The following is a 23794-nucleotide window of genomic DNA, read 5'->3' on the forward strand; positions in this document are numbered from 1 at the left end:
GCATTACCCTTGTTTGAGCAGCCTTGCCGCGTCGAGTGCGAAGTAGGTGAGTATGCCGTCGGCGCCAGCGCGTTTGAAGGCCAACAAGGATTCAAGCATGACGGCATTTTCATCCAGCCAGCCGTTTTGTGCGGCTGCCTTGATCATGGCGTATTCGCCGCTGACCTGATAGGCAAAGGTGGGGCGTGCAAATTTTTCTTTCACGCGCCACAAAATATCGAGGTAAGGCATGCCAGGCTTGACCATGACCATGTCTGCGCCTTCATCGAGATCCATGCCAACCTCCAGCAGCGCTTCGTTGCTGTTGGCCGGGTTCATCTGATACACCTTTTTGTTGCTTTTGCCCAAGTTGCTGCTGGAGCCCACGGCGTCGCGGAAAGGACCATAAAATGCAGACGCATATTTTGCGGAGTAGGCCATGATGCTGGTGTGAATGCAGCGGTTGCCTTCCAGTGTTTCGCGGATGGCACCAATGCGGCCGTCCATCATGTCGCTGGGCGCCACAATGTCCACACCCGCTTGCGCTTGGACCAAGGCTTGCATTTGCAACACTTCCACCGTCTCGTCGTTCAGCACATAGCCATTGTCGTCGATCAGGCCGTCTTGCCCGTGACTGGTGAACGGGTCAAGCGCCACGTCGGTGAGCAACATCAATTCTGGAAACCGTTTTTTCAGTTCACGTACGGCATGTGGCACCAAGCCTTCGGGGTTGGTCGCTTCCAGGCCATCTGCGGTTTTTCTATCAGTCTCAATGACCGGGAACAGGGCCATGACTGGCACACCCAGTTCCAGGCATTGCTCTGCTTTGGCAAACAACAGGTCAAGCGAAAGGCGTTCTACGCCGGGCATGGAGGCAACTGCTTCACGCTTGTTGCTGCCGGGAATAACGAACACCGGGTAGATGAAGTCGGCTGCACTAAGGGTGTGCTCGGACACGAGGCGACGCAGGGCATCGGTTCGGCGCAGACGGCGGGGGCGATGATACAGATGTTGGGTCATGGTGTCGGCGGCTCGGTTTCAAGTGTTTCTGGGGCAGGCACGGGAGGGCGAACCCAGTTCGACAACTGGGTTTCCAGTTCAACCATGCCGATTTTCTTCAAGGCAGACCACAGTTGCACGGTGATTTCATGGCCATTGACCCGGTATGGATCGAGGGCTTTTTGCGTGGAACGCAATGCGAGCACTTGTTCCTGCCGGTTGAATTTGTCGGCTTTCGACAGCAGGATGTGCACGGGCAGCTGGCGGTGTCCCACCCACTTGATCAAGGCATAATCGAGTTCAAGCAGGCCACGACGGCAGTCTACGATGAGTACCGTGCCCACCAAGCTTGGCCGCTCGGCCAGGTAACTGCCCAGTTCTTTGTCCCACACGCTTTGGCTGGTTTGAGCCAATTGTGCAAAACCATAGCCGGGAAGATCAACCAGGCGGGCGATCGGTTCGGCTTGCTCGATCACATGAAAAAAGTTCAGAAGCTGGGTGCGGCCGGGCATTTTACTGGCATAGGCCAGTTGGCGCTGTTTGCACAAAGTATTGATGGCCGTGGACTTGCCGGCGTTTGAACGCCCTGCAAATACGATCTCGGGGACGCTGGCGCCCGGGCATTCGACCATGCGAGATGCGGAGATCTCGAAATGCGTGTTGTGGAAATTGATTGTCATGCGCACATTTTAGATGCAAGACAGCCGCTTGAGTGGTTATAATCTAGGGTTTGTGAAAACTTTGCTGTGACCACGCAATTTTGTTGGGCGCGCCTGCAAGTTCGCGGGGCCAGGCCAAACAGGGTTTTCAGGATCGCCGCACTATTTTTTGATGCACTTTTTGATGGGTTTGACCATGCTGAACAAGCTGACGACGCTTAAACTGAGTTCTCTGTTTGCCGCTTTGATGTTTTCAATGTCGGTTGCCCAGGCTGCCGGCCCTGTTGAAGTGTTCAAGCCCGACTTGGCCAAAGGCAAGGAAATCATGCAGCAGTGCGTGGCTTGCCACGGTGCCGATGGCAACGCCTCTGCCCCAATCTACCCCAAGATTGCAGGTCAGCATGCGGAATACTTGTACAAGCAGTTGGTGAATTTCAAGCCGGGCAAAGATGGTGAAAAGCCGCTGCGTGACAATGCGATCATGGCGGGTTTTGCTGCTGCTTTGTCTGATGAAGACATGAAGAATGTGTCAGCCTACCTGGCGGCCCAGAAGCAGACACTGAGTTCAGCCAAAAACAAAGACACGCTGGCCTTGGGCGAGCAGATTTACCGTGGCGGCATTGCCGACAAGAAAATTCCAGCCTGTGCCGGTTGCCACAGCCCAAATGGCGCTGGTATTCCAGCCCAGTATCCACGCTTGGGTGGCCAGCATGCCCAGTACACTGAAAGCCAGTTGATTGCTTTCCGTGACGGTGTGCGCAACAACAGTGAACAGATGACTGTGATTGCTAACAAAATGTCGGACAAGGAAATGAAAGCCGTGTCTGATTACATTGCAGGTTTGCGTTGAACATTTGACGCAATTGCTGGTCAAAAAGGGGGCTACAGAATAGCCCCTTTTTTTTCGACATGGGAAAGAGTCGCACAAGTGCAAAGAGTCAATAGCGGGGAAGCGTGTGAGTAGTTCAGGGGACATTGCAAACAATTTGAACCCACAAAGAATGGGCAAACAGACATTTTGGGTCAGCTTGATGGAGTTGTTGGGCTCCATGCGCTTTGCCATCAGCTTGCTGACGCTGATTTGTATCGCCTCTGCGATCGGTACAGTGGTTGGTCAAGCCGATCCCTGGGTGAATTATGTGAACCAGTTCGGGCCGTTCTGGGCCTCGTTTTTCGAACCTTTGGGCTTGTTCCGTATTTACAATGCCCCCTGGTTTATTGCCGTGATGGCATTTCTGGTGGTGTCCACTTCTTTGTGCGTTTACCGCAATACGCCGAAGATGATCAAAGAGATGCGGGTGTACCGCGAAAATATTCGCGAAAACAGCCTGAGAGCATTTGCTCATCGGTGGGAAGGCCGTTTCAATGAAAAGCCAGACACCCTGCCCGGAATCATCACCGAGTGGTTGGAGCACAAGGGTTTCAAGGTGAAGCAATCGGTGCGTGACAACGGCACCATGGTGGCGGCCAAGGCGGGGAGTGCGAACCGGTTTGGCTACATTGCCGCGCACTTGTCGATTATTGTGATTTGTATTGGCGGCCTGCTCGACAGCGGGGTGCCTTTGCAGCTTGCGGTGTGGGCCACGGGCAAAACCCCGGTGACGGGTGCTGAGATTACTGCGGGTATTCCGGAAAAAGCGCGCCTGGCCGAGTCGAACCCCAGTTACCGGGCCAATTTGCTGTTGCCCGAGGGGGAAACCAGCCGAGTGGCTGTGTTAAACACGGACGACGGTTTGTTGGTGCAAGACCTGCCTTTTGAGTTGACACTGAAAGAATTTCGCATCGATTTTTACAGCACGGGCATGCCCAAGTTGTTTGCCAGCGACGTAGAGGTTTTTGACCCGGACACCCAGGAGCGATTCGAAGCAACCATCGAAGTGAACAAGCCGCTGATTTACAAAGGCGTGACGGTTTACCAGTCCAGTTTTGATGATGGTGGCACCAAGGTGCAGCTTAAGGGGATTCCACTGACGGGTGCGCGCGATTATCGCTTTGACCTGGACGGGGTGGTTGGTGGTGGTCGTGACCTGAGCCAGTTGCAAGGCGAGCCGAGTCAGGATTTGAAGGTGGAGTTTACCGGGTTCAAGTCAATCAATGTCGAGGCTTTGCCTGTGGACAATGCCGACCAGGTGAGCGTAGATGATTTGGCCTTGGGCAATGCCGATGCCTTGTCACCTTTCGAGACGAACCTGGCCAGTGTGTTGGGCCCGGGTGTGAAAGAAGATGCAAAAACCAAATTTACCAACATTGGCCCCAGCATTACCTACAAGCTGCGCGACCAGGCGGGGCAAGCCCGTGAATTTCACAATTACATGTTGCCCATTAACCTGGATGGCGGGCGCTATTACCTGGCGGGTGTGCGTGAAACCCCGGCGGATGGTTTCAAATACCTGCGAATTCCGGTGGATGACAATGGTCAGTTGGAAGGCTTCATGCGTTTCCGCGCGGCCCTTCAAAGCGATGAAATTCGCAAAACAGCGGCCCAGCGTTTTGCGCAACAGGCCTTTGGTGAAAGGCCCGATTCTGCCCAGTTGGTGGCCAGCGTGGCCGACAGCGCGCAGCGTGCCTTGGAACGATTTGCGGGCTTGAACAATACCTTGTCCGGCTTGCCGGCCATTGCCCAGTTCATTGAAAGCACAGTGCCAGAAGGTGAGCGTGAAAAAGCCAGCGACGTAATCATTCGCTTGCTACAAGGCGCCATGTGGGAGGTTTATCAACTTTCACGCACAACAGCCGACCTGCCACCAGCAGTGCCCGACGAGGTGCATGGCCGGTTTGTACAGGATGCGCAAATTGCCTTGTCTGATTTGTCGCTGTACGGCGCGCCGGTGATGTTCCAGCTGGACCAGTTCGATGAAGTCAAGGCCAGTGTGTTCCAGTTGGCCAAAGCGCCAGGGCAGTGGATTGTGTATTTGGGTTGTTTGTTTTTGTGCATCGGGGTATTTTCGATGTTCTACATCCGCGAACGCCGGGCGTTTTTCTGGGTCACGCAGGATGAAGAAGGTTCTAAAGTGATGATGGGCATGTCCACCACTCGAAAGACCATGGATTTTGAAAAAGAGTACGCACAGTTTGTGAATGAATTAAACAGCAGGGCTGCGCCTAAAGCAGCCCCGGCAGGAGATGCAGTATGAGTTCGACCTGGATTAATCAAACCCCAGCGGGTGACAAGCCGGGCTTGCCCACAAAGAAAGCGGGCTGGTTTTCCAAATCATTCCACTGGAGCGACTTTGCGTTTGCTGCCTTGTTGGTGGCTGCCGCCGGTTACGCCTCCCAGCAATACCACAGCTTCATGGACATTTATGAGATCAGTATTTTGTGGAGCTGTGTGCCTGTAACGGCTTACATGGCCTACCGCTGGGGCTCACTGAAATGGCTGATTTTGACGGTGGCGGGCTTGAGCTTGCTGGCGATTTCGAGCTACGGCGGTGATTTGGCCGCAGCTGAGCAAAAGTTTTTTCTGAAGTATTTGCTGTCCAGCCAGTCGGCAATTTTGTGGATGGGCGTGATGTTTGTGGTGGCCACTGCGGCCTACTGGATTGGTTTGGTGGGCCGTTCACCCACGTCTAGCTTTGTGGGCACGGCGCTGACTTGGGGTGCGGTGGTGATGGGCTTTGCCGGCATGTTCATTCGCTGGTATGAAAGCTACCTGATTGGGCCGGATGTGGGCCATATTCCTGTATCCAACCTGTACGAAGTATTTGTGCTGTTTGCGCTGATCACCGCCATCTATTACCTGTTCTATGAGCAGGTGTACAAAACGCGCCAACTGGGCGCATTTGTGATGTTGGTGGTGGTGGCTGCTGTGGGCTTTTTGGCCTGGTACGGTGTAGAGCGTCAGGCCTATGCAATTCAGCCCTTGGTGCCTGCACTACAAAGCTGGTGGATGAAAATTCATGTACCTGCCAACTTCATTGGCTATGGCACTTTCTCAATTGCGGCGATGGTGGCTTTTGCTTACCTGCTGAAGGTGTATGCTCATGCGCCCAGTATCAAGGCATTGATTCCCACAGGTATTTTGGGTGTGTTGATGTTCCTCGAACCCATGGTGTTTCGCACGGAAGGTATCTCGATTTATTGGGCGTTGTACCTGGGTATCGGTTGTGCTGTGGTGGGCGCAATTTTGTTGGCGCGCAAGCGAATTGCAGACGCCTTGCCCCCGCTGGAAGTGCTCGATGATGTGATGTACAAATCGATTGCGGTGGGCTTTGCGTTCTTCACTGTAGCGACCATTTTGGGTGCACTGTGGGCGGCCGAAGCCTGGGGTGCCTACTGGCAGTGGGACCCCAAAGAGACCTGGGCACTGGTGGTGTGGCTGAATTACGCAGCCTGGTTGCACATGCGTTTGGTCAAAGGCCTGCGTGGCGTGGTGGCTTCATACTGGGCTTTGGTGGGTTTGCTGGTGACAGGTTTTGCCTTTCTGGGCGTGAACATGTTCCTGTCAGGCTTGCATTCCTACGGCGAGCTGTAATCACGTACTAAACGTCAAGTTCGGGGCGAAGCTGGTCTTCAATGGTTTCGCGCCGACGAATCAAAGTAACTTTGCCGTTTTCCAAAAGCACTTCCGCGGCACGGCCTCGACTGTTGTAATTGGAGGCCATGGTTTGACCATAGGCACCTGCCGACAGAATGGCGAGGTAGTCGCCTTGTTCAATGGCCAATGTGCGGTTTTTTGCCAGCCAATCGCCCGATTCGCAAACCGGGCCAACCACATCGTATTCCTGTGCGGCCGCATGAGGGTTGTTCTGAACCGCCACTACGCCATGAAAGGCTTTGTACATGGCCGGGCGCATCAGGTCGTTCATGGCCGCATCAACAATTGCAAAGTGTTTGCCTTCATTTTCCTTCAGGAATTCCACTTGGGTTAGCAAGACGCCCGCATTGCCGACAATGGAGCGGCCCGGCTCGAATGACAAGGTGGGCATGCTGCGGCCCTTGCCCTGAGCCCAGCTTTGAACTTTGGCAATTAATTTGGGCAGTACTTCGGCTGGAGTGGGTGGTGTTTCGTCCAGATAACGAATGCCGATACCGCCGCCCAGGTCGAGGTGATTGATTTCAATGCCTTCCGCTGCCAGTTGCTCAAGCAATGCAAGCACCCGGTCCAGCGCATCGAAGTAGGGGCTGGCATCCGTGAGCTGCGAACCGATATGGCAATCAATGCCGTGGACGTGTAACCACGGATGGGCATCGGCAAACTGGTAAACCCGTTTGGCAGCATTCATGGACACGCCAAATTTGTTTTCTTTCAAGCCGGTGGAGATGTATGGGTGGGTTTTTGCGTCCACATCGGGATTGACTCGCAGGGAGACGTTGGCGATGCGCTGCATTTTCTCGGCAACCTCAGCGACACGTTGCATTTCAGCTTCAGACTCCACGTTGAAGCAACCCACACCTTGACCCAATGCATATTCAATTTCTTGTGCAGATTTTCCAACACCTGCAAACACAGCTTTTTCAGGAGCACCACCCGCGGCGATGACTCGCGCCAGTTCGCCGGCAGACACAATGTCGAACCCCGCACCCTCTTGGGCCAGCAATTTCAGAATGTGAATATTGGAGTTGGCTTTGACGGCGTAGCAAATGGTGACCTGTGCCAGGCCTTGGCAGGCACTTGCATATGCGCGGTAGGCCGCTTTGATGGATGTGGCGGAGTACACATACAGGGGGGTGCCAAATTCCTGGGCCAGTCCCGAGAGTTCGGTGCTTTCGAACTGAAGTTCGCCACTGGCGGTATCAAACTGCAGGTGGGGGTTGAGGTCACTGGGCTTCACTGAATTGTTTTGCACGGTAAAATTTGCTCGAAAATTGTGGGTTTAGCGATTTTGTTGCTGCTCGGGTTTGTCGTAGCCTGCTGGCTTGGGCAAGGGGGCGGGCGGCTCGGGCAAATAAAGTGGCCCGCGTTGGCCACAAGCGTTAAGCCCCAGCGTAAACAGGGTGACAATGGCCAATGTTCTTAGAGGTGATTTTTTCATGACAGACACAGAATTCCAGGCAGTGGTGGATGCCACCTTGGTTCAAGTAGAAGAGTATATTGAATCCTTGGTCGATACGCTTGACCTTGATGCAGATTCAATGCGCTCGGGCAATGTATTAACCCTTGATTTTGAAGACAAAGGCAAGATGATTTTAAACAGCCAGGTGGCCAATCACGAGCTGTGGCTGGCTGCCAAATCGGGTGGTTTTCATTATCAGTATTCAAACGGCGAATGGCTGGATACACGCAGCAAAACGCCGTTCAAAACCCACTTTGTTGAACTGCTGAGTGGGCAGCTGGGGCAAGATTGCCCCAATTTTTAAATCGATCTAGTTGTTGCCAAACAAGCGTTCAATGTCGTCGCGAGGTTGTTCGCGCGGGCGGGCAGGTGCCACATGGCTGGTGCCATCACCTGCGGTGGGGTTGCCACTGATGGGTGCTTCGCCGCTGCCCTCCAGCATGCCACCCAGGCCTTTCAAGAAGTTGAACAGGCTTGGGATGTCGTCACCGCCACCGTTCACATCAATGCGGGCCACGCCGTTGCCGGGTGTGTATTCGGAGTAATAATAATTCCCGTCGATGAACTCAAGGCCGGGCGGCACCGCTTGTGGTTTCTCTGGCAAATCAGCCAGGGCCACTTTCATGTAATCAATCCAGATCGGCAGGGCCAAACCGCCACCGGTTTCGCGTGCACCCAGGTTGCGGGGTTGGTCGTAGCCCACCCAGGCTACTGCTGAAATGTCGCTGTTGTAACCGGCGAACCAGGCATCGTGGCTGTCATTGGTGGTGCCTGTTTTACCCACAATGTCGCCACGGTTGAGTACTTTGGCGCGGGTGGCGGTGCCGCGTTCAACTACCTCACGCAGCAGGCGGGTGGTGAGGAAAGCGTTGCGTGCGTCAATAACCCGGTTGGCTTCTTCGCCGGCAACCGCCGGGCGCGCGCGGGCCACAATGCGACCTGAGCCATCTGTAATTTTTTCAATCAGATAGGGCTTTACGCGGTAACCCGAATTTGCAAATACGGAAAACGCGCTGGCCATTTGCAAGGGATTGGTGGTGACCGCCCCCAATGCCATGGTGAGGTAGGGGGGCACATTGGCAGCAGGAAAGCCAAACTGGGTGGCCCAGCGTTGACCGTACTGCGGGGTAATTTCTTGCAGAACCCGAATGGACACCATGTTTTTCGACTTTGCCAGGCCTTCCTTGAGCAGCATGGGGCCGTCATATTTTCCGTCGTAGTTCTTTGGGCTCCAGTCTTTGCCGCCTGGGGTGTCGGCTGGCACAAAAATGGGCTCATCCGCCACCAGTGTGGTCGGTGTGATTCCTTTTTCAAGTGCTGCCGAGTAGACGAACGGCTTGAATGCCGAGCCTGGTTGGCGTGTGGCCTGTGTAACGTGGTTGAATTTGTTGCGAGAGAATTCAAAGCCTCCTGACAATGCACGGATGGCACCGTCTTTGGTGTTTATTGCAATGAATGCAGCCTCCACTTCAGGCAACTGCGTCAGCATGGGCGGCTGGTCTTTGCGCTTCAAAATACGCACCACTGCACCCCGTTTCAATCGTTTGTTGGCAGGGGCGCGTTCATTCAGCCAGCTTTCCGCTGGCTTCAGGCTGGCACCAGTCAGTTTCAGGGGCTCCCCTGCGCCTTGCGAGACGATCACCTCGGTGGGGCTGGCTGAGAGCACCACCGCGCTTTGTAAAAATCCATAGTCTGTGTAGTCGCTGATGTTGTCGCCAATCACTTCCTCGGCTTCTTTGGGGTCGTTGGGCAATTCAATGTAGCCTTCAGGGCCACGGAAGAATTGACGCAGTTCGTAGTCCATCACGCTGTTGCGCAAGGCGCGCTGGGCGGCGCGTTGCTCTTTGGCAATCAAGGTTGTGGTCACGGTAATGCCCGAGGTGTAGGCTTCTTCGCCGTACATTTCAACCACGGCCTGACGTGCCATTTCGGCCGCATAGTCGGCATTGATGGTGAGGCCTGTGGTGGCCTCGATGTCGTCGCCATTTGCCTTGCGGTTGCGGTACACCAGCTCGGTGTTCAGGGCCTCATCGAACTGGGCGTCATCGAGATATTCAAGATCGTTCATGCGGCGCAGTACGTACTCCTGGCGCACACGGGCACGGCTGGGATTCACGATTGGATTGTAAGCAGAGGGGGCTTTCGGCAAGCCTGCCAACATGGCCGCCTCGGCAGCGTTGATGTCGCGCAGGGGTTTGCCGAAATACACCTGAGAGGCAGACTGGAAGCCGTAGGCGCGTTGGCCCAGATAAATCTGGTTGATGTACAGCTCCAGAATTTCGTCTTTGGTCAAGCTGTCTTCAATTTTGTAGGCCAGCAACACTTCGTACAGTTTGCGGGTCCAGGTTTTGTCGCGGGTCAGGAAAAAATTGCGCGCCACCTGCATGGTAATGGTGCTGGCGCCCTGTGTGCGCCCGCCCGAGGTGACGTTGGTCACCAAGGCCCTGGCAACGCCCATGAAGTCGATGCCGCCATGCTCATAAAACCGGTCGTCTTCGGCAGCCAAAATGGCTTGCTGCATGACCAAGGGCACTTCGGTGATGTCGACCGGGCGGCGGCGTTCTTCGCCAAATTCGCCAATCAGCACGCCGTCGGTGGTTAATACGCGCAATGGCACCTTGGGTCGGTAATCGGTCAAGGTGTCTAGGTCGGGCAACTTCGGGAAAATAAGTGCCAAGGCCACGCCGACGAGCAGTGCGCCAGAAACGCCCAAGCCGATCAGTACGGTGAGCGCAGTCGCGATAAAGCCATCAGAGTGGTGCTTGAGGCGGATTTTGTTTGAATTCACAGGTCGGAACAGGATTGGTGTTGGTGGCTACATTGTATCTGCCAACGCACGGGAATTTCCGATCGTTGACTCTAGTGGTGAATTCACGGTCTCCCCCTAGTGGTTGTCCCCCTCCAATGAGGGTTAGCTGGTCGAGCTAAATTTTCTACCCTGAAGGCCTACCTTGCTCAGGGTCTATCCATGAAATCAGTTCGAAATTGGTTTTTTAACGTGCATGCAGGTGCGGCACATGCCTTGTCCATTTCCTTTAGCGGGGGAAGGTGGCGTTGGGTTTACGGCGAAATTGAGCGACGGGGGCGATTGTCTTTTAAATCAATCCGGGCTTCTGGCGGCGTCTCGTTGGGGTTAATCCCTCAAGAGGATGCCCTTCTGAGTGCGGTATCGCTCGAACAAGCGTTTCTCGCCGCAATTGGCGAGCTTCCTTCCACTTGGCCCAAGCCTCAGTTCGTGGTGGTTTCTGTGCCGTCCAGGCATGCCTATCTGGGTGAAATTTCGGTGCCCAAAGATGAGCGTGAGAGTTTGATTCGATTTCAGATTGAAGAACTGATGGAGGCTGCGGCAGGCGAGTCTGAAAGGGAAGCGGCGTTTGATTGGCAAGTGAAGGCCGAGTTGTCGGATGGCAGTGTCAGCCTGGCCGTAGCGGGCATTGATCAAAAGCAGGTGGATGAAATTTTGCGGGCTTGCAAGAGCTGCAACCTGACTTGCCTGGGCATTACTTTGGATACTGTGGCGGCCATGAATGGTTACTTGCAGATGGCGTCTGCAGCGTTGAAATCGGCAGACATCCGTTTTCTGTTGCATGGCGAATTGTCTCGGCACCACGTTCGTTTGGCGGTTTTCTCACAGGGCGTGCTGTTCAATGAAAGCTCGGAGCACAGTGAAGAGGGTTTTTCGGTGGTGCAAGCGGTGTCGGCACTGGAGCGCCTTGTATCGACCTGGACGCGGGATGGTGCGCCCGAGGAGATTGCATCCGTCCGACTGATTTTGGGTGGCGAGCTGATGTATGCAAAAGGGTGCGAGTCTACTGCCAAGCGCAGTCAAACCCTGTCGACCCGACTGCTGGATATTTCCCCCCGAAAGGAATTGCAGGGGCATTGGCATGACGATGTGGTGCCATTTGGCGCATTGGAGGCCATGCCATGCGAGTGATCTTATTCAATCTTTTTCCCTACCGGGCAATGCGGGAGACGCGCAGAAAACGCCGCGTGATTACGGAATTGGCGGTGGGTTCAGTCCTTGGCTTTTGGGTTTGTTACGGGATTGGCCTCGAATTCGATGCTCGTCTGGAGAGGCAGCAGGGGTTTTTGGGGAACCTCAATGCAATGGAGTCGGAGATGACGTCGCGAGTGGCTGAAGTACAGGCGATGAAGGACAAAGTTGCCGTGTTGGGTCGCCAGGTGAATGCCCTGAAAGCGGTTGAGAGAGAATCAATTCTCGCAAGTCGATGGGTTTCTTACCTTGATGCCACGGTGCCGTCAAATGTGTCAATGAACCGGCTGGTGGTCAACAAAAATATGTTGGTTGTCAACGGGTTTACCGATGCAGTGTCTAGTCTGGCTCAGTGGGTTGACCAAATGGAAGCGGGTAACAGTTTATTTGTGTCCGTTAATCTCGTGTCCGTGACCGAATCAAAAAAGTCCGTTGACGGTGCTCCGGATAACCGTCATTCATTCGAAATCAGGGCGATTTTACGAGGTACAGAACATGCGCCTGGATGAGATGAGTTTTCGGGAAATGATTGATGAGTTGTCCCTTCTGTCCTTGTCCAAGCGGCTGGCATTGATTGTTGGGCTTTGGCTGGTTTTTTTGGTTCTGGCTTATTTTCTGTTCTGGAAAAACAGTTTGACCATGAGCGCTCAACTGGATGGCAACATTCGTGATTCTTTGGCACGTTTGGATTCTCAATCTCAATTGTTGTTGGACCGGCCTGCAATCCAAGCTGAGCTGAACCAGTTGGAGGCGCAGTTGCCCTTGCTGAAACAGTCGCTGCCTTCCGAGCGTGAATTGGCCTCCTTGCTTGAGCGTATCAACGATCTGATTCTGAACCATGGATTAAAGCTGGTGGAATTCACACCCAAAGAGGGCTTGGATCGCGAAGTGATGCGTGTGGTGCCGGTGAAGGTCAATGTGCGCGGGAGTGGTGAGGCGATTGCCCGTTTGCCCAACTACATCGCGGCACTGAGTCGTCAGGTCAGTCTGAGGGAGTTTGACATGACTTACTCTTCCGCTGATGGTGGTTGGCAAATGACAGGGGAGTTGAATGCCTTTGCGCAGCTGCCACTGAATGCATCTCAAGCCGTTGCGCAGGAATTTGTGACGAATCAGTACGAGGAGCCTGGAAAGCCATGATGGATTTTCTTTTTGCGAGTTTGCTGGTGCCATTTTTTCCTGAATTGGATGATCCAAGGAAGAAGCATGCCGTCACCATGGTTGCGTTTGAGCAACGTTTAAATGCAAGCCAGGCTCAGCTAACCCACGACAGCAAGCCTCTGGAGATATCACCCACAGTTGCCCTGAGCATTCGTGCAACCGATCTTCCTCCAATCACGGGGCGTTTGTTTCAGTGGTCCAGCACGCAGCAGAATGTGGAAGCCAATCGGAGTGCAGCCTTGGATTTGGTGGCGGAGTCGTTGCGTTTGACGGGGTTGATCGAGTCAGCAGGCCATCGAGTGGCGATACTCAACGACGGGCATGTTGATCATGTTGTTGGGGTGGGCAGTTATGTGCTGGGGGCTTACCGAGTGACCTCTGTCGGCCCTGGGCAGGTCGTGTTGTCACGATTGGATGCACGGGTTGGAGACAAACGCCTTGAATTGAACCTAATTTCACCAAAACCAGCCGGGGATGCCCAATGAGCAATCAACTGTTTAACTTTGTATCTGTGCGAATCTGCTGCAGGGCGGCTGTGTTCACTTTCGGTTTGCTGCTTCATGTGCAGGCTCATGCCTTGACTGTGGTCGATGCCAGACTGGAGGAACTTGCTGACCAGGCCCGCGTTACGCTGGCTTTTGATCGGGCTTTTGATGGAAAGCTGGGTTTGTTTCGGATTGCAAACCCAGCCCGGCAGGTGGTGGATTTTCCAGTGGAACTGGCCAACAGCGTCTTGCCCATCAAGTTGCCCGCAGACAGCAGAATCAAGAAAACGCAGTTGATTGCTGCGGGTGGTAAAACCCGCTTGGTGTTCGAGTTGGTGCAAAATTACGAGGTTCAATTCACGCAAAAGGATCAATCGATCGAGTTGACCTTCTCGGGGCCGAAGCCCTTCTTGCCAGATGGCAGGCAGGCGGCGGTATTGTCTGCGAACAGCGCATTGAAAGAAACAGTTGCGAAAGTTACAGGCAAGCCTGCTGTGATTGCTGAAGGCCCGGTGCTGCAATCTTGGCGACTGGAGAAATTGGCTGACAGGCAGCTGCTGCGGTTGGAGTTTGACCAGCCTGACATTGTTGCTGATGCCGTGTTGCTTAATGAGCAACTGAAGGTCAGATTTGCCAATGCAAAACTTGCGTCCGGGGTAAAGAAACAGCTTCAGACGGAGGAAAACTCTCCACTGACCGAACTGGAAGTGACGCCAGGTGACATCGCCCTGACTTTGCAACTGCGGCTGAACCGTGCTACCCACCTGATACGCCAACGTGGGCCTGTTGTGGAGGTAGAGGTGAACCCGATACAAGCAAAGGCTGCATCTGGACGGGCCATTGAGATCAAACCCGCAAGCCCGGAGCAAAGTTTGGTGGCGCGCTACACGGGCCGCCCAATTACCCTGGATTTCAAGGATGCAGATATTCGCACCGTGATGCAGGTGTTTGCCGACTTCACCAAGATGAACCTGGTGTTGAGTGATTCGGTACAAGGCAAGGTCACCGTATTTTTGAAAGACGTGCCTTGGGATCAGGCACTGGACATTGTGATGCGCTCCAAGGGCTTGGTGTCGAGCCAGTCGGGCAATGTGTTGTTGGTGTCTACGCCCACCGATGTAAGCAATGATCAGTTTCAAACCGCAAACAGGCGCGCACAAGATGAAATGGAACCCTTGGTGTCCAAAGTGTTTCAAATCAGCTACCAAAAAACAGCAGACCTGGTGGCATTAATTCGGTCTGACGACTCCAGGTTGTTGTCGGCTCGAGGTACTTTGATTTCTGATGAGCGCACCAGCCAGATATTCGTTCAGGACACGCCTTCAAGGCTGGAGCGAATCGCCATGATTGTGAATGGCTTGGACAAACCAGTGAAACAAGTCATGATTGAAGCACGCGTTGTTCTGGCGGACACCTCCGTGTCAAAAGATTTGGGGGTCAGGTTGCGAGCTTTGTCATCTCGGGCCGATCCTGGTTTCAAGGATGTTGGCGACCAGTTTGGTAGCGGCAATTTCCTGAATACAGGCGTGGAAAATGCAACCAACCTGGGTTACACGTTGTTCAATGCAAACTCAACGCGATTAATCAATCTGCAACTTCGGGCACTTGAACTCGAGAACAAGGTGCGCACGGTATCGAATCCCCGAGTGATTACATCCAACAAAGAGCCTGCCCTGATTGAGCAGGGCACGGAAATTCCCTATCAAATAGCGACAAGCAGTGGTGCAACCGCTACAGAGTTCAAGGAGGCCAATTTAAAGCTGGCGGTCACTCCCCAGATTGCGCCTGATGGCACTGTGCTGCTGGATGTGGATGTTGCAAAAGACTCGATTGGGATTCAGACCACCAATGGACCCGCGATTGATACCCGCAGGGTGAAAACCAAGGTGTTGGTCAGTGATGGTGGCACCGTGGTTTTGGGCGGCATTTTCGAAGAGGATGACAATGTGTTGAGCGACAAAACCCCGTTTCTGGGCGATATTCCGGGGCTCGGTGTGTTGTTTCGCGGCAAAAATGAATCCAGGCGCAGGGCCGAATTGTTAATCTTTTTGACGCCGGTTGTGCTCACAAGCCAATAACACAAGCTTTACCGTACAATGATTTGATTGTTCACAAAGATTTAACGAAGTGTCTAATCAATGCATTGTGCTGGTGGGCATGATGGGCGCCGGCAAAAGCACTGTCGGCAAGGCCTTGGCCAAGCATCTGTCCTGGGAGTTCACTGACACCGATCACCTGATCGAGCATCAAACTGGTGTCAGCATTCCCGTTATTTTCGAAATTGAGGGTGAGGCCGGCTTTCGACGACGCGAATCTTTGGCCTTGGCCAGTTTCGTCGGCAAGGAGCGTCAAGTGATTGCCACAGGCGGCGGTATTGTCCTGGCGCCTGAAAACAGGGCTGTGTTGCAGCAAATTGGTGCCGTGGTTTATCTGAGCGCATCTGCAGGCGAGCTTTACCAGCGTACGCGCCTGGACAAGAACCGCCCATTGCTTCAAGGACCCAATCCCCGCCGGAAAATTGAAGAATTGCTGGCGGCGCGATTGCCCCTGTACAAAGAGGTTGCGGATGTGGTGATTGAAACCGGCCGTCAACCCGTGTACCAAATCGTGAACAAAATTAGCCATGCTTTAAAATTGGGGCACAAACCCCCTGCGGGCACAGAACAGAAGGCCACTGGAACAGAATGACTCAATACACCCTTGAAGTTGATTTGGGCGAACGCAGCTATCCGATTCACATCGGTGCGGGCCTGCTTGGCCATGCAAATCTGTTTCAGCCCCACGTGAACGGTAAAACCGTGATGATTTGCACCAACACCACGGTGGGTCCATTGTATGCAGACCGCCTGAAGGCTACTTTGCAACAGGCGGGCGCCAAGCAAACGCACATGGTGAGCTTGCCGGACGGCGAGGAATTCAAAGACTGGCCCACTTTGCAGCGGGTGTTCGATGCCTTGTTGCAAAACCATTGCGACCGAAAAACCGTGTTGGTAGCACTTGGCGGTGGCGTGATTGGCGACATGGGCGGTTTTGCAGCCTCGGCTTTCATGCGTGGCATACCATTCATCCAGGTGCCCACCACCTTGTTGAGCCAGGTGGACAGTTCAGTGGGTGGAAAAACCGGCATTAACCACCCCTTGGGCAAGAACATGATCGGCGCGTTTTACCAGCCACAAATGGTCTTGACCGACATTGCCACCTTGAACACTTTGCCTGATCGTGAGTTGAGTTGTGGCCTTGCCGAGATCATCAAGCATGGCGCTATTGCAGACACCGAATACCTGGACATGGTCGAGGACAACATGCCTGGCCTGTTGAACCGCGATCTGGAATTGCTCGCATTGGTGGTGAAGCGTTCTTGCGAGATTAAGGCCGAGGTGGTGTCCAAAGATGAGCGCGAGGGGGGCATACGCGCCATTCTCAATTTTGGCCACACCTTTGGCCATGCGATTGAAGCGGGCATGGGTTACGGTCAGTGGTACCACGGCGAGGCGGTGGGTTGCGGCATGGTGATTGCTGCTGACTTGTGCCGGCGCATGGGCCGCTTGAGTGCAGAAGAGTCTGCACGCCTGAAGAAGATTGTGATTGACGCCCGTTTGCCAGCCATTCCGCCGCGCTTGGGTGTCGACAAATTCATGGAATTGATGGCGCATGACAAAAAAGCCGATTCAGGTTCCATCAAATACGTGTTGCTGAATGGCTTGGGTGGGGCTTCCACCTCGCCCGCCGACGAGGCTTTGGTGCGGCAAACATTGCAGGAAATGGGGGCGGGGGACTAACAGTGCGTAATTTTGAACTTAGTTTGGCCCCTTACGCAGTCAGCTCCACAAACACCCGTGGCAGGCTGCACCCCGAGAAAAGCCCGGAAGGCCGAACCGAGTTTGAACGTGACCGTGACCGCATTATTCACAGTGCAGCTTTTCGCCGCCTTGAATACAAAACCCAGGTGTTTGTAAATACTGAGGGCGACCTGTATCGCACCCGGTTAACACACAGCCTGGAGGTGGCGCAAATTGCGCGCAGCATTTCCCGCAACCTGGGTTTGAATGAAGAACTGACTGAGGCGGTGGCCTTGGCTCATGATTTGGGCCACACGCCGTTTGGCCATGCCGGGCAAGACGCCCTGAATGAATGCATGGCCCCGCATGGTGGGTTTGAACACAACTTGCAAAGCCTGCGTGTTGTTGATGAACTTGAAGAAAAATACGCCGCATTCAACGGTTTGAATTTGTGTTTTGAAACCCGCGAAAGTATTTTGAAGCATTGCTCAAAGCCCAATGCTGAAAAGCTGGGCGAGGTGGCAGACCGTTTTTTAAGCAATCGCCGCCCGGTGCTGGAAGCACAGGTGACCAACCTGGCCGATGAAATCGCCTACAACAACCACGACATTGACGATGGTTTGCGCTCGGGCTTGATTACCCTCGAACAGGCCTCCGAAGTGCGGTTGTTCAAAATGCACCTGGACCGTGTCAGGGCGCGGCACCCCAACCTCGAGGGACGCAGGCTGATTCATGAAACCGTGCGGGGCATCATCAACGCACTGGTTCAAGACTTGCTGCATGAATCGGAACGCCGAATTGAAACCATGAAGCCCACCTGTGTGGCCGATGTTCAACTGGCCGACAAGTTGATCGGTTTCAGCCCTGAGATGGCCGAGTTGAATCATGAGCTGAAGGTGTTTTTGCGCAAAGCCCTTTACCAGCATTATCAGGTGTTGCGGGCCACATTGAAGGCCCGGCGGGTGGTCGAAGAGTTGTTCAATATTTTCATGGGTGACCCGCGCCTGCTTCCGCCGCAGTTTTATCGCAGATCCGAAGCGGACATACCCCGCGCCATTGCTGATTACATTGCTGGCATGACCGACCGCTATGCCATGAAAGAGCATCAACGGCTCACCGTGCCCGGTGTTCAGTAAGCACTGCCATGGCAAGACAAGCCCGCCTGTTTATTCCTGACTGCCCCATGGTGTTGGAATTGCAGGGTATTGGAAGGCAGGAAGTATTCCAAACCCGCGAGGCTTTTTCCCTGTTTCACACCCAGTTGCCTTTGAGTGCCGCGCAAGAAGAAGTTGCCATTCATGCTTATTGCATGGTACCTGCGGGTGCATTGTTGATGATCAGTGCTTTCGAGGCCAACAGCGCGGGGCGCTTTGTTCAGAACTTGAACCGTCATTTTTCTCCTGCGGTGCGGCAGGTTCAAGCCGTGCATTCCAGCGCGCTTTGGGAGCCTCGCTTCAAGTCGACGGTGGTGCAACCCGGTTTGCACAGCCTGAAAGCCTGTTTGTTTGTGGAGCAATTGGCCATGCGCACCGCAGGTGCTGCTGATTTGGCCACTTACCCATGGAGCAGTTTTGCTGCGCATGCAGGTGTGGTGAATGAGGCCTGGTTAAGCGACTTGCCGGTGTATTGGCAACTGGGCAACACGCCTTTCGAGCGACAAAGCAGATACCGCCAGTTCAGTGAGCAAGGTGTGGGTGAAAGCGACTTCCAAGCCTTGTCGCAGTGCTTGCAAAAGGGTTGGCTTTGGAGCGATGATGCATTTTGTGCGCAAATTCAAGAGCTTGCGAATCGCCCGGTTCGCCCTCGGCCACGTGGCCGGCCCGCAATAAAAAAGCAAAGCACCGCCTAGGTGCATACAAAGCACTGCTTTTGTTGGTGTGTCCCTAATTAATAGCCCCTGATTTTGGTGGGGTGTTTTAAATGGGGTCAGACCCCTTTTATTTTCCTTGAGAATCTTGCCGCACTGCAGTAAAGTGACCCACGTACCGAAATCAGGGGCTTTTCCATGCAACAAGACATCAGAAAGATTGCCGAAGAAAAAGGCATGTACTCCGCCAGCAATGAACACGACGCCTGTGGCGTTGGCTTTGTGGCGCACATCAAAGGCAAGCGCACGCACGACATTATCGCGGGCGGCCTGAAAATTTTGGAAAACCTGGACCATCGCGGTGCCGTGGGTGCCGACCCCTTGATGGGCGATGGCGCCGGTATCCTGATCCAAATTCCCGATGCGTTTTTCCGTGAAGAAATGGCCAAGCAAGGTGTGACCCTGCCACCCGCTGGCGAATACGGCGTGGGCATGTTGTTCCTGCCCAAAGAAACAGCGTCGCGCATTGCCTGTGAGCAGGAAATTGAGCGTGCCGTGAAAGCCGAAGGCCAAGTGCTGTTGGGTTGGCGCGATGTGCCGGTGAATGCTGACATGCCCATGAGCCCCACTGTGCGCCTGAAAGAACCCGTAATTCGTCAGGTGTTCGTAGGCCGTGGCCGCGACATCATGGTGACCGATGCGCTGGAACGCAAACTGTATGTAATCCGCAAACGCGCGGTGCACGCCATTAAAAACTTGAACCTGGCGCACGGCACTGAGTATTTCAGCCCCTCGATGAGCGCCCGTACCATCGTGTACAAGGGCTTGTTGCTGGCCAATCAGGTTGGTGAATACTACCTGGACTTGAAAGACCCACGCTGCGTGTCTGCATTGGCTTTGGTTCACCAGCGCTTCTCCACCAACACATTCCCTGAGTGGCCGTTGGCGCACCCGTACCGCATGTTGGCCCACAACGGTGAAATCAACACCGTGAAGGGTAACTTCAACTGGATGCGCGCCCGCGAAGGCGTGATGAAAAGTGCCGTGTTGGGTGACGATCTGCAAAAGCTGTACCCATTGATTTTTGAAGGTCAGTCTGACACCGCCTGTTTCGACAACTGTCTGGAACTGTTGGTGATGGCAGGCTACCCGATTGCCCAAGCCATGATGATGATGGTGCCTGAGGCGTGGGAACAGCACACCCTGATGGACGACAACCGTCGTGCCTTCTATGAATACCACGCCGCCATGATGGAACCCTGGGACGGCCCCGCCGCCATGGCGTTCACCGATGGCAAGCAGATCGGCGCCACGCTGGACCGCAACGGCCTGCGCCCAGCCCGCTACATCGTGACTGAAGATGATTTGGTGGTGATGGCATCGGAATCTGGGACATTGCCAATTCCCGAGAGCAAGATTGTGAAGAAGTGGCGCTTGCAGCCCGGCAAGATGTTCCTGATCGACATGGAAGCCGGCCGCATTATCAACGACGATGAGTTGAAGAATCAACTGAGCGCCGCCAAGCCCTACAAGCAGTGGATTGACACCATTCGTGTGAAGTTGGACGAAGTGGAAGGCCAGCCCGAGCCAATCGAGCCCAATGAAACATTGCTGGACCGCCAGCAGGCCTTTGGTTATACCCAGGAAGACCTCAAATTCCTGATGGCCCCCATGCTGCAAAACGGCGAAGAGGCCACTGGTTCCATGGGCAATGACAGCCCATTGGCTGTGATGTCCAACAAGCTCAAGCCGCTGTACAACTACTTCAAGCAGTTGTTTGCACAGGTCACCAACCCACCGATCGACCCGATCCGTGAAAACCTGGTGATGAGCTTGAACAGCTTCATTGGCCCCAAGCCAAACCTGCTGGACCTGAACAACATCAACCCGCCCATGCGCCTTGAAGTGTCACAACCTGTGCTGACTTCAAAAGACATGGCGAAGATTCGCAACATTGAAGCCTTTACCGGCGGCAAGTTCACCAGCCATGAACTGAATATTTGCTACCCAGTGGCCTGGGGCAAGGAAGGCATTGAAGCGCGCATTGCTTCACTGTGTGCCGAAGCCCGTGATGCTGTGAAACAGGGTGTGAACATTCTGATCATCACCGACCGCATGATGAGCCGTGACAACGTGGCCATTCCAGCGTTGTTGGCTGTGTCTGCCATTCACCAGCATTTGGTGAAAGTGGGCCTGCGCACCTCCACAGGCTTGGTGGTGGAAACTGGTTCTGCACGTGAAACCCACCACTTTGCCTTGTTGGCTGGTTACGGTGCCGAAGCTGTGCACCCCTACCTGGCCATGGAAACGATTGCCGACATGAGCCAAGGTCTGCCTGGCGACCTGAGCCCGGAAAAAGCCGTGTACAACTACATCAAGGCGGTGGGCAAGGGCTTGATGAAAGTGATGTCCAAGATGGGCATTTCCACTTACATGAGTTATACCGGCGCGCAAATTTTTGAGGCTGTGGGTTTGAACCAAGCCTTTGTAGATGCTTACTTTGCGGGCACACCCACCAAGGTGGAAGGCATTGGTGTGTTCGAAGTGGCTGAAGAAGCCATTCGCGTGCACCAAGCCGCATTCAGCCCCGACCCGGTATTGGCTGGCGCGCTGGATGCAGGTGGCGAGTACGCTTGGCGCACCCGTGGTGAAGAACACATGTGGACGCCCGATGCAATTGCAAAATTGCAGCACGCCACACGCAGTGGCACCTACAACACCTACAAAGAGTATGCGCAGATCATCAATGATCAAAGCAAGCGTCACATGACGCTGCGTGGTTTGTTTGAGTTCAAGATCGACCCAAGCAAGGCCATTCCAATTGAAGAAGTGGAAGCGGCTGAAGAAATCGTGAAGCGCTTCGCAACCGGTGCCATGTCACTGGGTTCGATTTCAACTGAGGCGCACTCCACCTTGGCCGTGGCCATGAACCGCATTGGCGGCAAGAGCAACACCGGTGAAGGTGGCGAAGACGAAAAGCGCTACGCTGCTGAATTGCGCGCAGGCTTGGACAAATTTGGCCCAGGCACTGGCCCTATCGGCGAAGGTGCTACGCTGAAAAGCGAGCTTGGCGATGTGGTGGTTGCAGACTTCCCCTTGAAGAAAGGTGATTCACTGCGTTCGCGCATCAAGCAGGTCGCTTCTGGCCGCTTTGGTGTCACTGCCGAGTACCTGACTTCCGCTGATCAAATCCAGATCAAAATGGCGCAGGGTGCCAAGCCCGGTGAGGGCGGTCAGTTGCCCGGTGGCAAGGTGTCTGAGTACATCGGCAAGCTGCGTTATTCCGTGCCTGGCGTGGGCCTGATTTCCCCACCCCCGCACCACGACATTTATTCCATTGAAGACTTGGCGCAGCTGATTCACGACCTGAAGAACGTGAACAGTCAGGCCTCCATTTCTGTGAAGCTGGTGTCTGAAGTGGGTGTGGGTACGATTGCCGCAGGTGTGTCCAAGGCCAAGGCCGATCACCTGGTGATCGCCGGTCAAGATGGTGGTACAGGTGCATCGCCTGTGTCTTCCATTAAGCACGCCGGCACCAATTGGGAACTGGGCTTGGCTGAAACACAGCAAACACTCGTGTTGAACGGTTTGCGTGGTCGCATTCGTGTGCAGGTGGATGGCCAAATGAAAACTGGCCGCGACGTGGTCATTGGCGCGATGTTGGGTGCGGACGAATTCGGCTTTGCCACTGCACCGTTGGTGGTTGAAGGCTGCATCATGATGCGCAAGTGTCACTTGAATACTTGCCCCGTGGGCGTTGCTACGCAAAACCCCGAGCTTCGCAAGAAGTTCACCGGCAAGCCAGAACACGTGGTGAACTACTTCTTCTTCGTGGCCAATGAAGTGCGCGAAATCATGGCGCAGTTGGGCATTCGCAAATTCGACGACCTGATTGGTCGAGCCAATTTGCTCGACATGAAGAAAGGCATTTCACACTGGAAAGCCAAGGGCCTGGACTTCAGTCGTTTGCTGTGGGTACCGGAAGGCACAACAGAGCCCCTGTTGCACACTGGTGGTCAAGACCACGGTTTGGACAAGGCACTGGACCAGAAGCTGATTCAACTGGCCAAGCCTGCGTTGGACAAAGGTGAGCGCGTTTCCTTCATCACCCCGATCAAGAACGTGAACCGAACTGCAGGTGCCATGTTGTCGGGCGAAGTGGCCAAGAAGTATGGCCATGCTGGTTTGCCAGACGACACCATTCACATTCAGTTCACCGGCACGGCAGGTCAGTCTTTCGGCGCTTTCCTGGCACACGGTGTAACCGCTGACCTGGTGGGTGAAGGCAACGACTATGTGGGCAAGGGTTTGAGTGGTGGTCGAATCATTGTTCGCCCCACCAACGATTTCCGCGGTTTGCCCGAAGAAAACATGATTGTTGGCAACACTGTGTTGTACGGCGCTATTGCTGGTGAAGCATTCCTGAGTGGCGTTGCCGGCGAGCGTTTCGCTGTGCGTAACTCTGGTGCTGCAGCTGTGATCGAAGGCACAGGCGACCATGGTTGCGAATACATGACCGGTGGTACCGTGGTTGTGCTGGGCGAAACTGGTCGCAACTTTGCGGCGGGTATGAGTGGTGGCATTGCCTACGTGTATGACATCGATGGCTTGTTCGCCAAGCGTTGCAACATGGCGCAAGTTGAGCTGGAAGAAGTGGTGCCCGCGACCGAACAGGAAGCCCTGAGCAACCGTGAAATTTGGCACAGCCCTGCGCGTGGTGCAGACCGTCAGCCTGACGAAGTAATTCTGAAAGGCCTGGTCGAGCGTCATGCCCGCTACACCGGCAGCGAACGTGCCAAAGAGATTCTGGAAAACTGGAGCACTGAACGCAAGAAGTTCGTGAAAGTGTTCCCGACCGAATATCGTCGCGCCTTGAAAGAACTGTACGTGGCAGCGCAGGCCAAACCTGCTGTGGCCGCTTGAGAACCAACCTGT

General features: G+C 54.4%; 18 protein-coding genes and 1 pseudogene. 14 read left to right on the forward strand and 5 right to left on the reverse strand.

Annotation, left to right across the window (positions count from 1 at the left end):
• Window positions 1–3: 3 nt before the first annotated feature.
• Window positions 4–999, reverse strand: a complete 996-nt coding sequence (hemB, locus tag FCS97_RS04650; protein ID WP_138516997.1) for a porphobilinogen synthase — start codon at window positions 997–999, stop codon at window positions 4–6.
• Window positions 996–1658 (reverse strand): ribosome biogenesis GTP-binding protein YihA/YsxC, encoded by a 663-nt coding sequence (yihA, locus tag FCS97_RS04655; protein ID WP_138516999.1) that lies wholly within the window; start codon window positions 1656–1658, stop codon window positions 996–998. The genes hemB and yihA overlap by 4 nt, the downstream gene beginning before the upstream one ends.
• A gap of 163 nt (window positions 1659–1821) precedes the next feature.
• Between yihA and FCS97_RS04660 the strand changes: the two genes are divergently transcribed.
• From FCS97_RS04660 to ccsB, 3 genes are all read left to right on the forward strand, one after another.
• Window positions 1822–2487, forward strand: coding sequence for a c-type cytochrome (locus FCS97_RS04660; protein WP_246065834.1), 666 nt, complete (start codon window positions 1822–1824; stop codon window positions 2485–2487).
• A 106-nt stretch (window positions 2488–2593) separates the two neighbouring features.
• Complete coding sequence (locus tag FCS97_RS04665; RefSeq protein ID WP_246065836.1) at window positions 2594–4771, forward strand: cytochrome c biogenesis protein ResB; 2178 nt, start codon at window positions 2594–2596, stop codon at window positions 4769–4771.
• Window positions 4768–6108, forward strand: coding sequence for a c-type cytochrome biogenesis protein CcsB (gene ccsB, locus FCS97_RS04670; RefSeq protein ID WP_138517001.1), 1341 nt, complete (start codon window positions 4768–4770; stop codon window positions 6106–6108). Before FCS97_RS04665 ends, ccsB begins: the two co-directional genes overlap by 4 nt.
• Window positions 6109–6115: 7 nt before the next feature.
• On the opposite strand, the gene lysA is transcribed toward ccsB, so the two are convergent.
• Window positions 6116–7423, reverse strand: coding sequence for a diaminopimelate decarboxylase (gene lysA, locus FCS97_RS04675; protein WP_138517003.1), 1308 nt, complete (start codon window positions 7421–7423; stop codon window positions 6116–6118).
• A gap of 78 nt (window positions 7424–7501) precedes the next feature.
• Window positions 7502–7609: pseudogene (gene lptM / locus FCS97_RS04680) on the reverse strand (LPS translocon maturation chaperone LptM); the annotation flags it as partial.
• Here lptM and cyaY point away from each other — a divergent pair.
• A complete protein-coding gene (gene cyaY, locus FCS97_RS04685; RefSeq protein ID WP_138517007.1) occupies window positions 7608–7934 on the forward strand; it encodes an iron donor protein CyaY in 327 nt (108 codons plus the stop codon). The pseudogene lptM and the gene cyaY sit on opposite strands and share 2 nt — an antisense overlap.
• 6 nt (window positions 7935–7940) lie before the next feature.
• Here the strand turns inward: cyaY and FCS97_RS04690 are convergent, their stop codons facing one another.
• Window positions 7941–10418: a penicillin-binding protein 1A gene (locus FCS97_RS04690; protein WP_138517009.1), complete on the reverse strand. Its 2478-nt coding sequence runs from the start codon at window positions 10416–10418 to the stop codon at window positions 7941–7943.
• A gap of 180 nt (window positions 10419–10598) precedes the next feature.
• On the opposite strand from FCS97_RS04690, the gene FCS97_RS04695 reads away from it, so the two are divergent.
• From FCS97_RS04695 to FCS97_RS04740, 10 genes are all read left to right on the forward strand, one after another.
• Complete coding sequence (locus tag FCS97_RS04695) at window positions 10599–11567, forward strand: hypothetical protein (RefSeq protein ID WP_138517011.1); 969 nt, start codon at window positions 10599–10601, stop codon at window positions 11565–11567.
• Window positions 11558–12136, forward strand: coding sequence for a PilN domain-containing protein (locus FCS97_RS04700; RefSeq protein ID WP_138517013.1), 579 nt, complete (start codon window positions 11558–11560; stop codon window positions 12134–12136). The genes FCS97_RS04695 and FCS97_RS04700 overlap by 10 nt, the downstream gene beginning before the upstream one ends.
• Window positions 12123–12767, forward strand: coding sequence for a type IV pilus inner membrane component PilO (locus tag FCS97_RS04705; protein ID WP_138517016.1), 645 nt, complete (start codon window positions 12123–12125; stop codon window positions 12765–12767). Before FCS97_RS04700 ends, FCS97_RS04705 begins: the two co-directional genes overlap by 14 nt.
• Window positions 12764–13273 (forward strand): pilus assembly protein PilP, encoded by a 510-nt coding sequence (locus tag FCS97_RS04710; RefSeq protein ID WP_138517018.1) that lies wholly within the window; start codon window positions 12764–12766, stop codon window positions 13271–13273. Before FCS97_RS04705 ends, FCS97_RS04710 begins: the two co-directional genes overlap by 4 nt.
• Window positions 13270–15351: a type IV pilus secretin PilQ gene (locus tag FCS97_RS04715; protein ID WP_138517020.1), complete on the forward strand. Its 2082-nt coding sequence runs from the start codon at window positions 13270–13272 to the stop codon at window positions 15349–15351. Before FCS97_RS04710 ends, FCS97_RS04715 begins: the two co-directional genes overlap by 4 nt.
• Before the next feature lie 49 nt (window positions 15352–15400).
• Entirely contained in the window at window positions 15401–15961 is a 561-nt protein-coding gene (locus FCS97_RS04720; RefSeq protein WP_246065842.1) for a shikimate kinase, read from the forward strand.
• Window positions 15958–17052 (forward strand): 3-dehydroquinate synthase, encoded by a 1095-nt coding sequence (gene aroB, locus FCS97_RS04725; protein ID WP_138517022.1) that lies wholly within the window; start codon window positions 15958–15960, stop codon window positions 17050–17052. Before FCS97_RS04720 ends, aroB begins: the two co-directional genes overlap by 4 nt.
• The gene (locus tag FCS97_RS04730) at window positions 17025–18188 is read left to right on the forward strand and encodes a deoxyguanosinetriphosphate triphosphohydrolase (RefSeq protein ID WP_425460741.1); all 1164 of its coding nucleotides are present in this window, start codon (window positions 17025–17027) and stop codon (window positions 18186–18188) included. Before aroB ends, FCS97_RS04730 begins: the two co-directional genes overlap by 28 nt.
• Window positions 18189–18196: 8 nt before the next feature.
• Window positions 18197–18901, forward strand: coding sequence for a hypothetical protein (locus FCS97_RS04735; protein WP_138517025.1), 705 nt, complete (start codon window positions 18197–18199; stop codon window positions 18899–18901).
• Between the two features lie 156 nt (window positions 18902–19057).
• A complete protein-coding gene (locus FCS97_RS04740) occupies window positions 19058–23782 on the forward strand; it encodes a glutamate synthase-related protein (protein ID WP_138517027.1) in 4725 nt (1574 codons plus the stop codon).
• Window positions 23783–23794: the final 12 nt, after the last annotated feature.

Origin of the sequence: Limnobacter alexandrii, assembly GCF_005871185.1 — a bacterium.
In the GTDB taxonomy this organism is placed as follows: Bacteria; Pseudomonadota; Gammaproteobacteria; order Burkholderiales; family Burkholderiaceae_B; genus Limnobacter; species Limnobacter alexandrii.

Coding starts and splice junctions, on each gene's coding strand:
- ccsB (WP_138517001.1), top strand. CDS start 4,768: ATGAGTTCGACCTGGATTAATCAAACCCCAGCGGGTGACAAGCCGGGC.
- FCS97_RS04705 (WP_138517016.1), top strand. CDS start 12,123: ATGCGCCTGGATGAGATGAGTTTTCGGGAAATGATTGATGAGTTGTCC.
- FCS97_RS04735 (WP_138517025.1), top strand. CDS start 18,197: ATGGCAAGACAAGCCCGCCTGTTTATTCCTGACTGCCCCATGGTGTTG.
- FCS97_RS04710 (WP_138517018.1), top strand. CDS start 12,764: ATGATGGATTTTCTTTTTGCGAGTTTGCTGGTGCCATTTTTTCCTGAA.
- FCS97_RS04700 (WP_138517013.1), top strand. CDS start 11,558: ATGCGAGTGATCTTATTCAATCTTTTTCCCTACCGGGCAATGCGGGAG.
- yihA (WP_138516999.1), bottom strand. CDS start 1,658: ATGACAATCAATTTCCACAACACGCATTTCGAGATCTCCGCATCTCGC.
- FCS97_RS04715 (WP_138517020.1), top strand. CDS start 13,270: ATGAGCAATCAACTGTTTAACTTTGTATCTGTGCGAATCTGCTGCAGG.
- FCS97_RS04695 (WP_138517011.1), top strand. CDS start 10,599: ATGAAATCAGTTCGAAATTGGTTTTTTAACGTGCATGCAGGTGCGGCA.
- hemB (WP_138516997.1), bottom strand. CDS start 999: ATGACCCAACATCTGTATCATCGCCCCCGCCGTCTGCGCCGAACCGAT.
- aroB (WP_138517022.1), top strand. CDS start 15,958: ATGACTCAATACACCCTTGAAGTTGATTTGGGCGAACGCAGCTATCCG.
- FCS97_RS04740 (WP_138517027.1), top strand. CDS start 19,058: ATGCAACAAGACATCAGAAAGATTGCCGAAGAAAAAGGCATGTACTCC.
- FCS97_RS04660 (WP_246065834.1), top strand. CDS start 1,822: ATGGGTTTGACCATGCTGAACAAGCTGACGACGCTTAAACTGAGTTCT.
- cyaY (WP_138517007.1), top strand. CDS start 7,608: ATGACAGACACAGAATTCCAGGCAGTGGTGGATGCCACCTTGGTTCAA.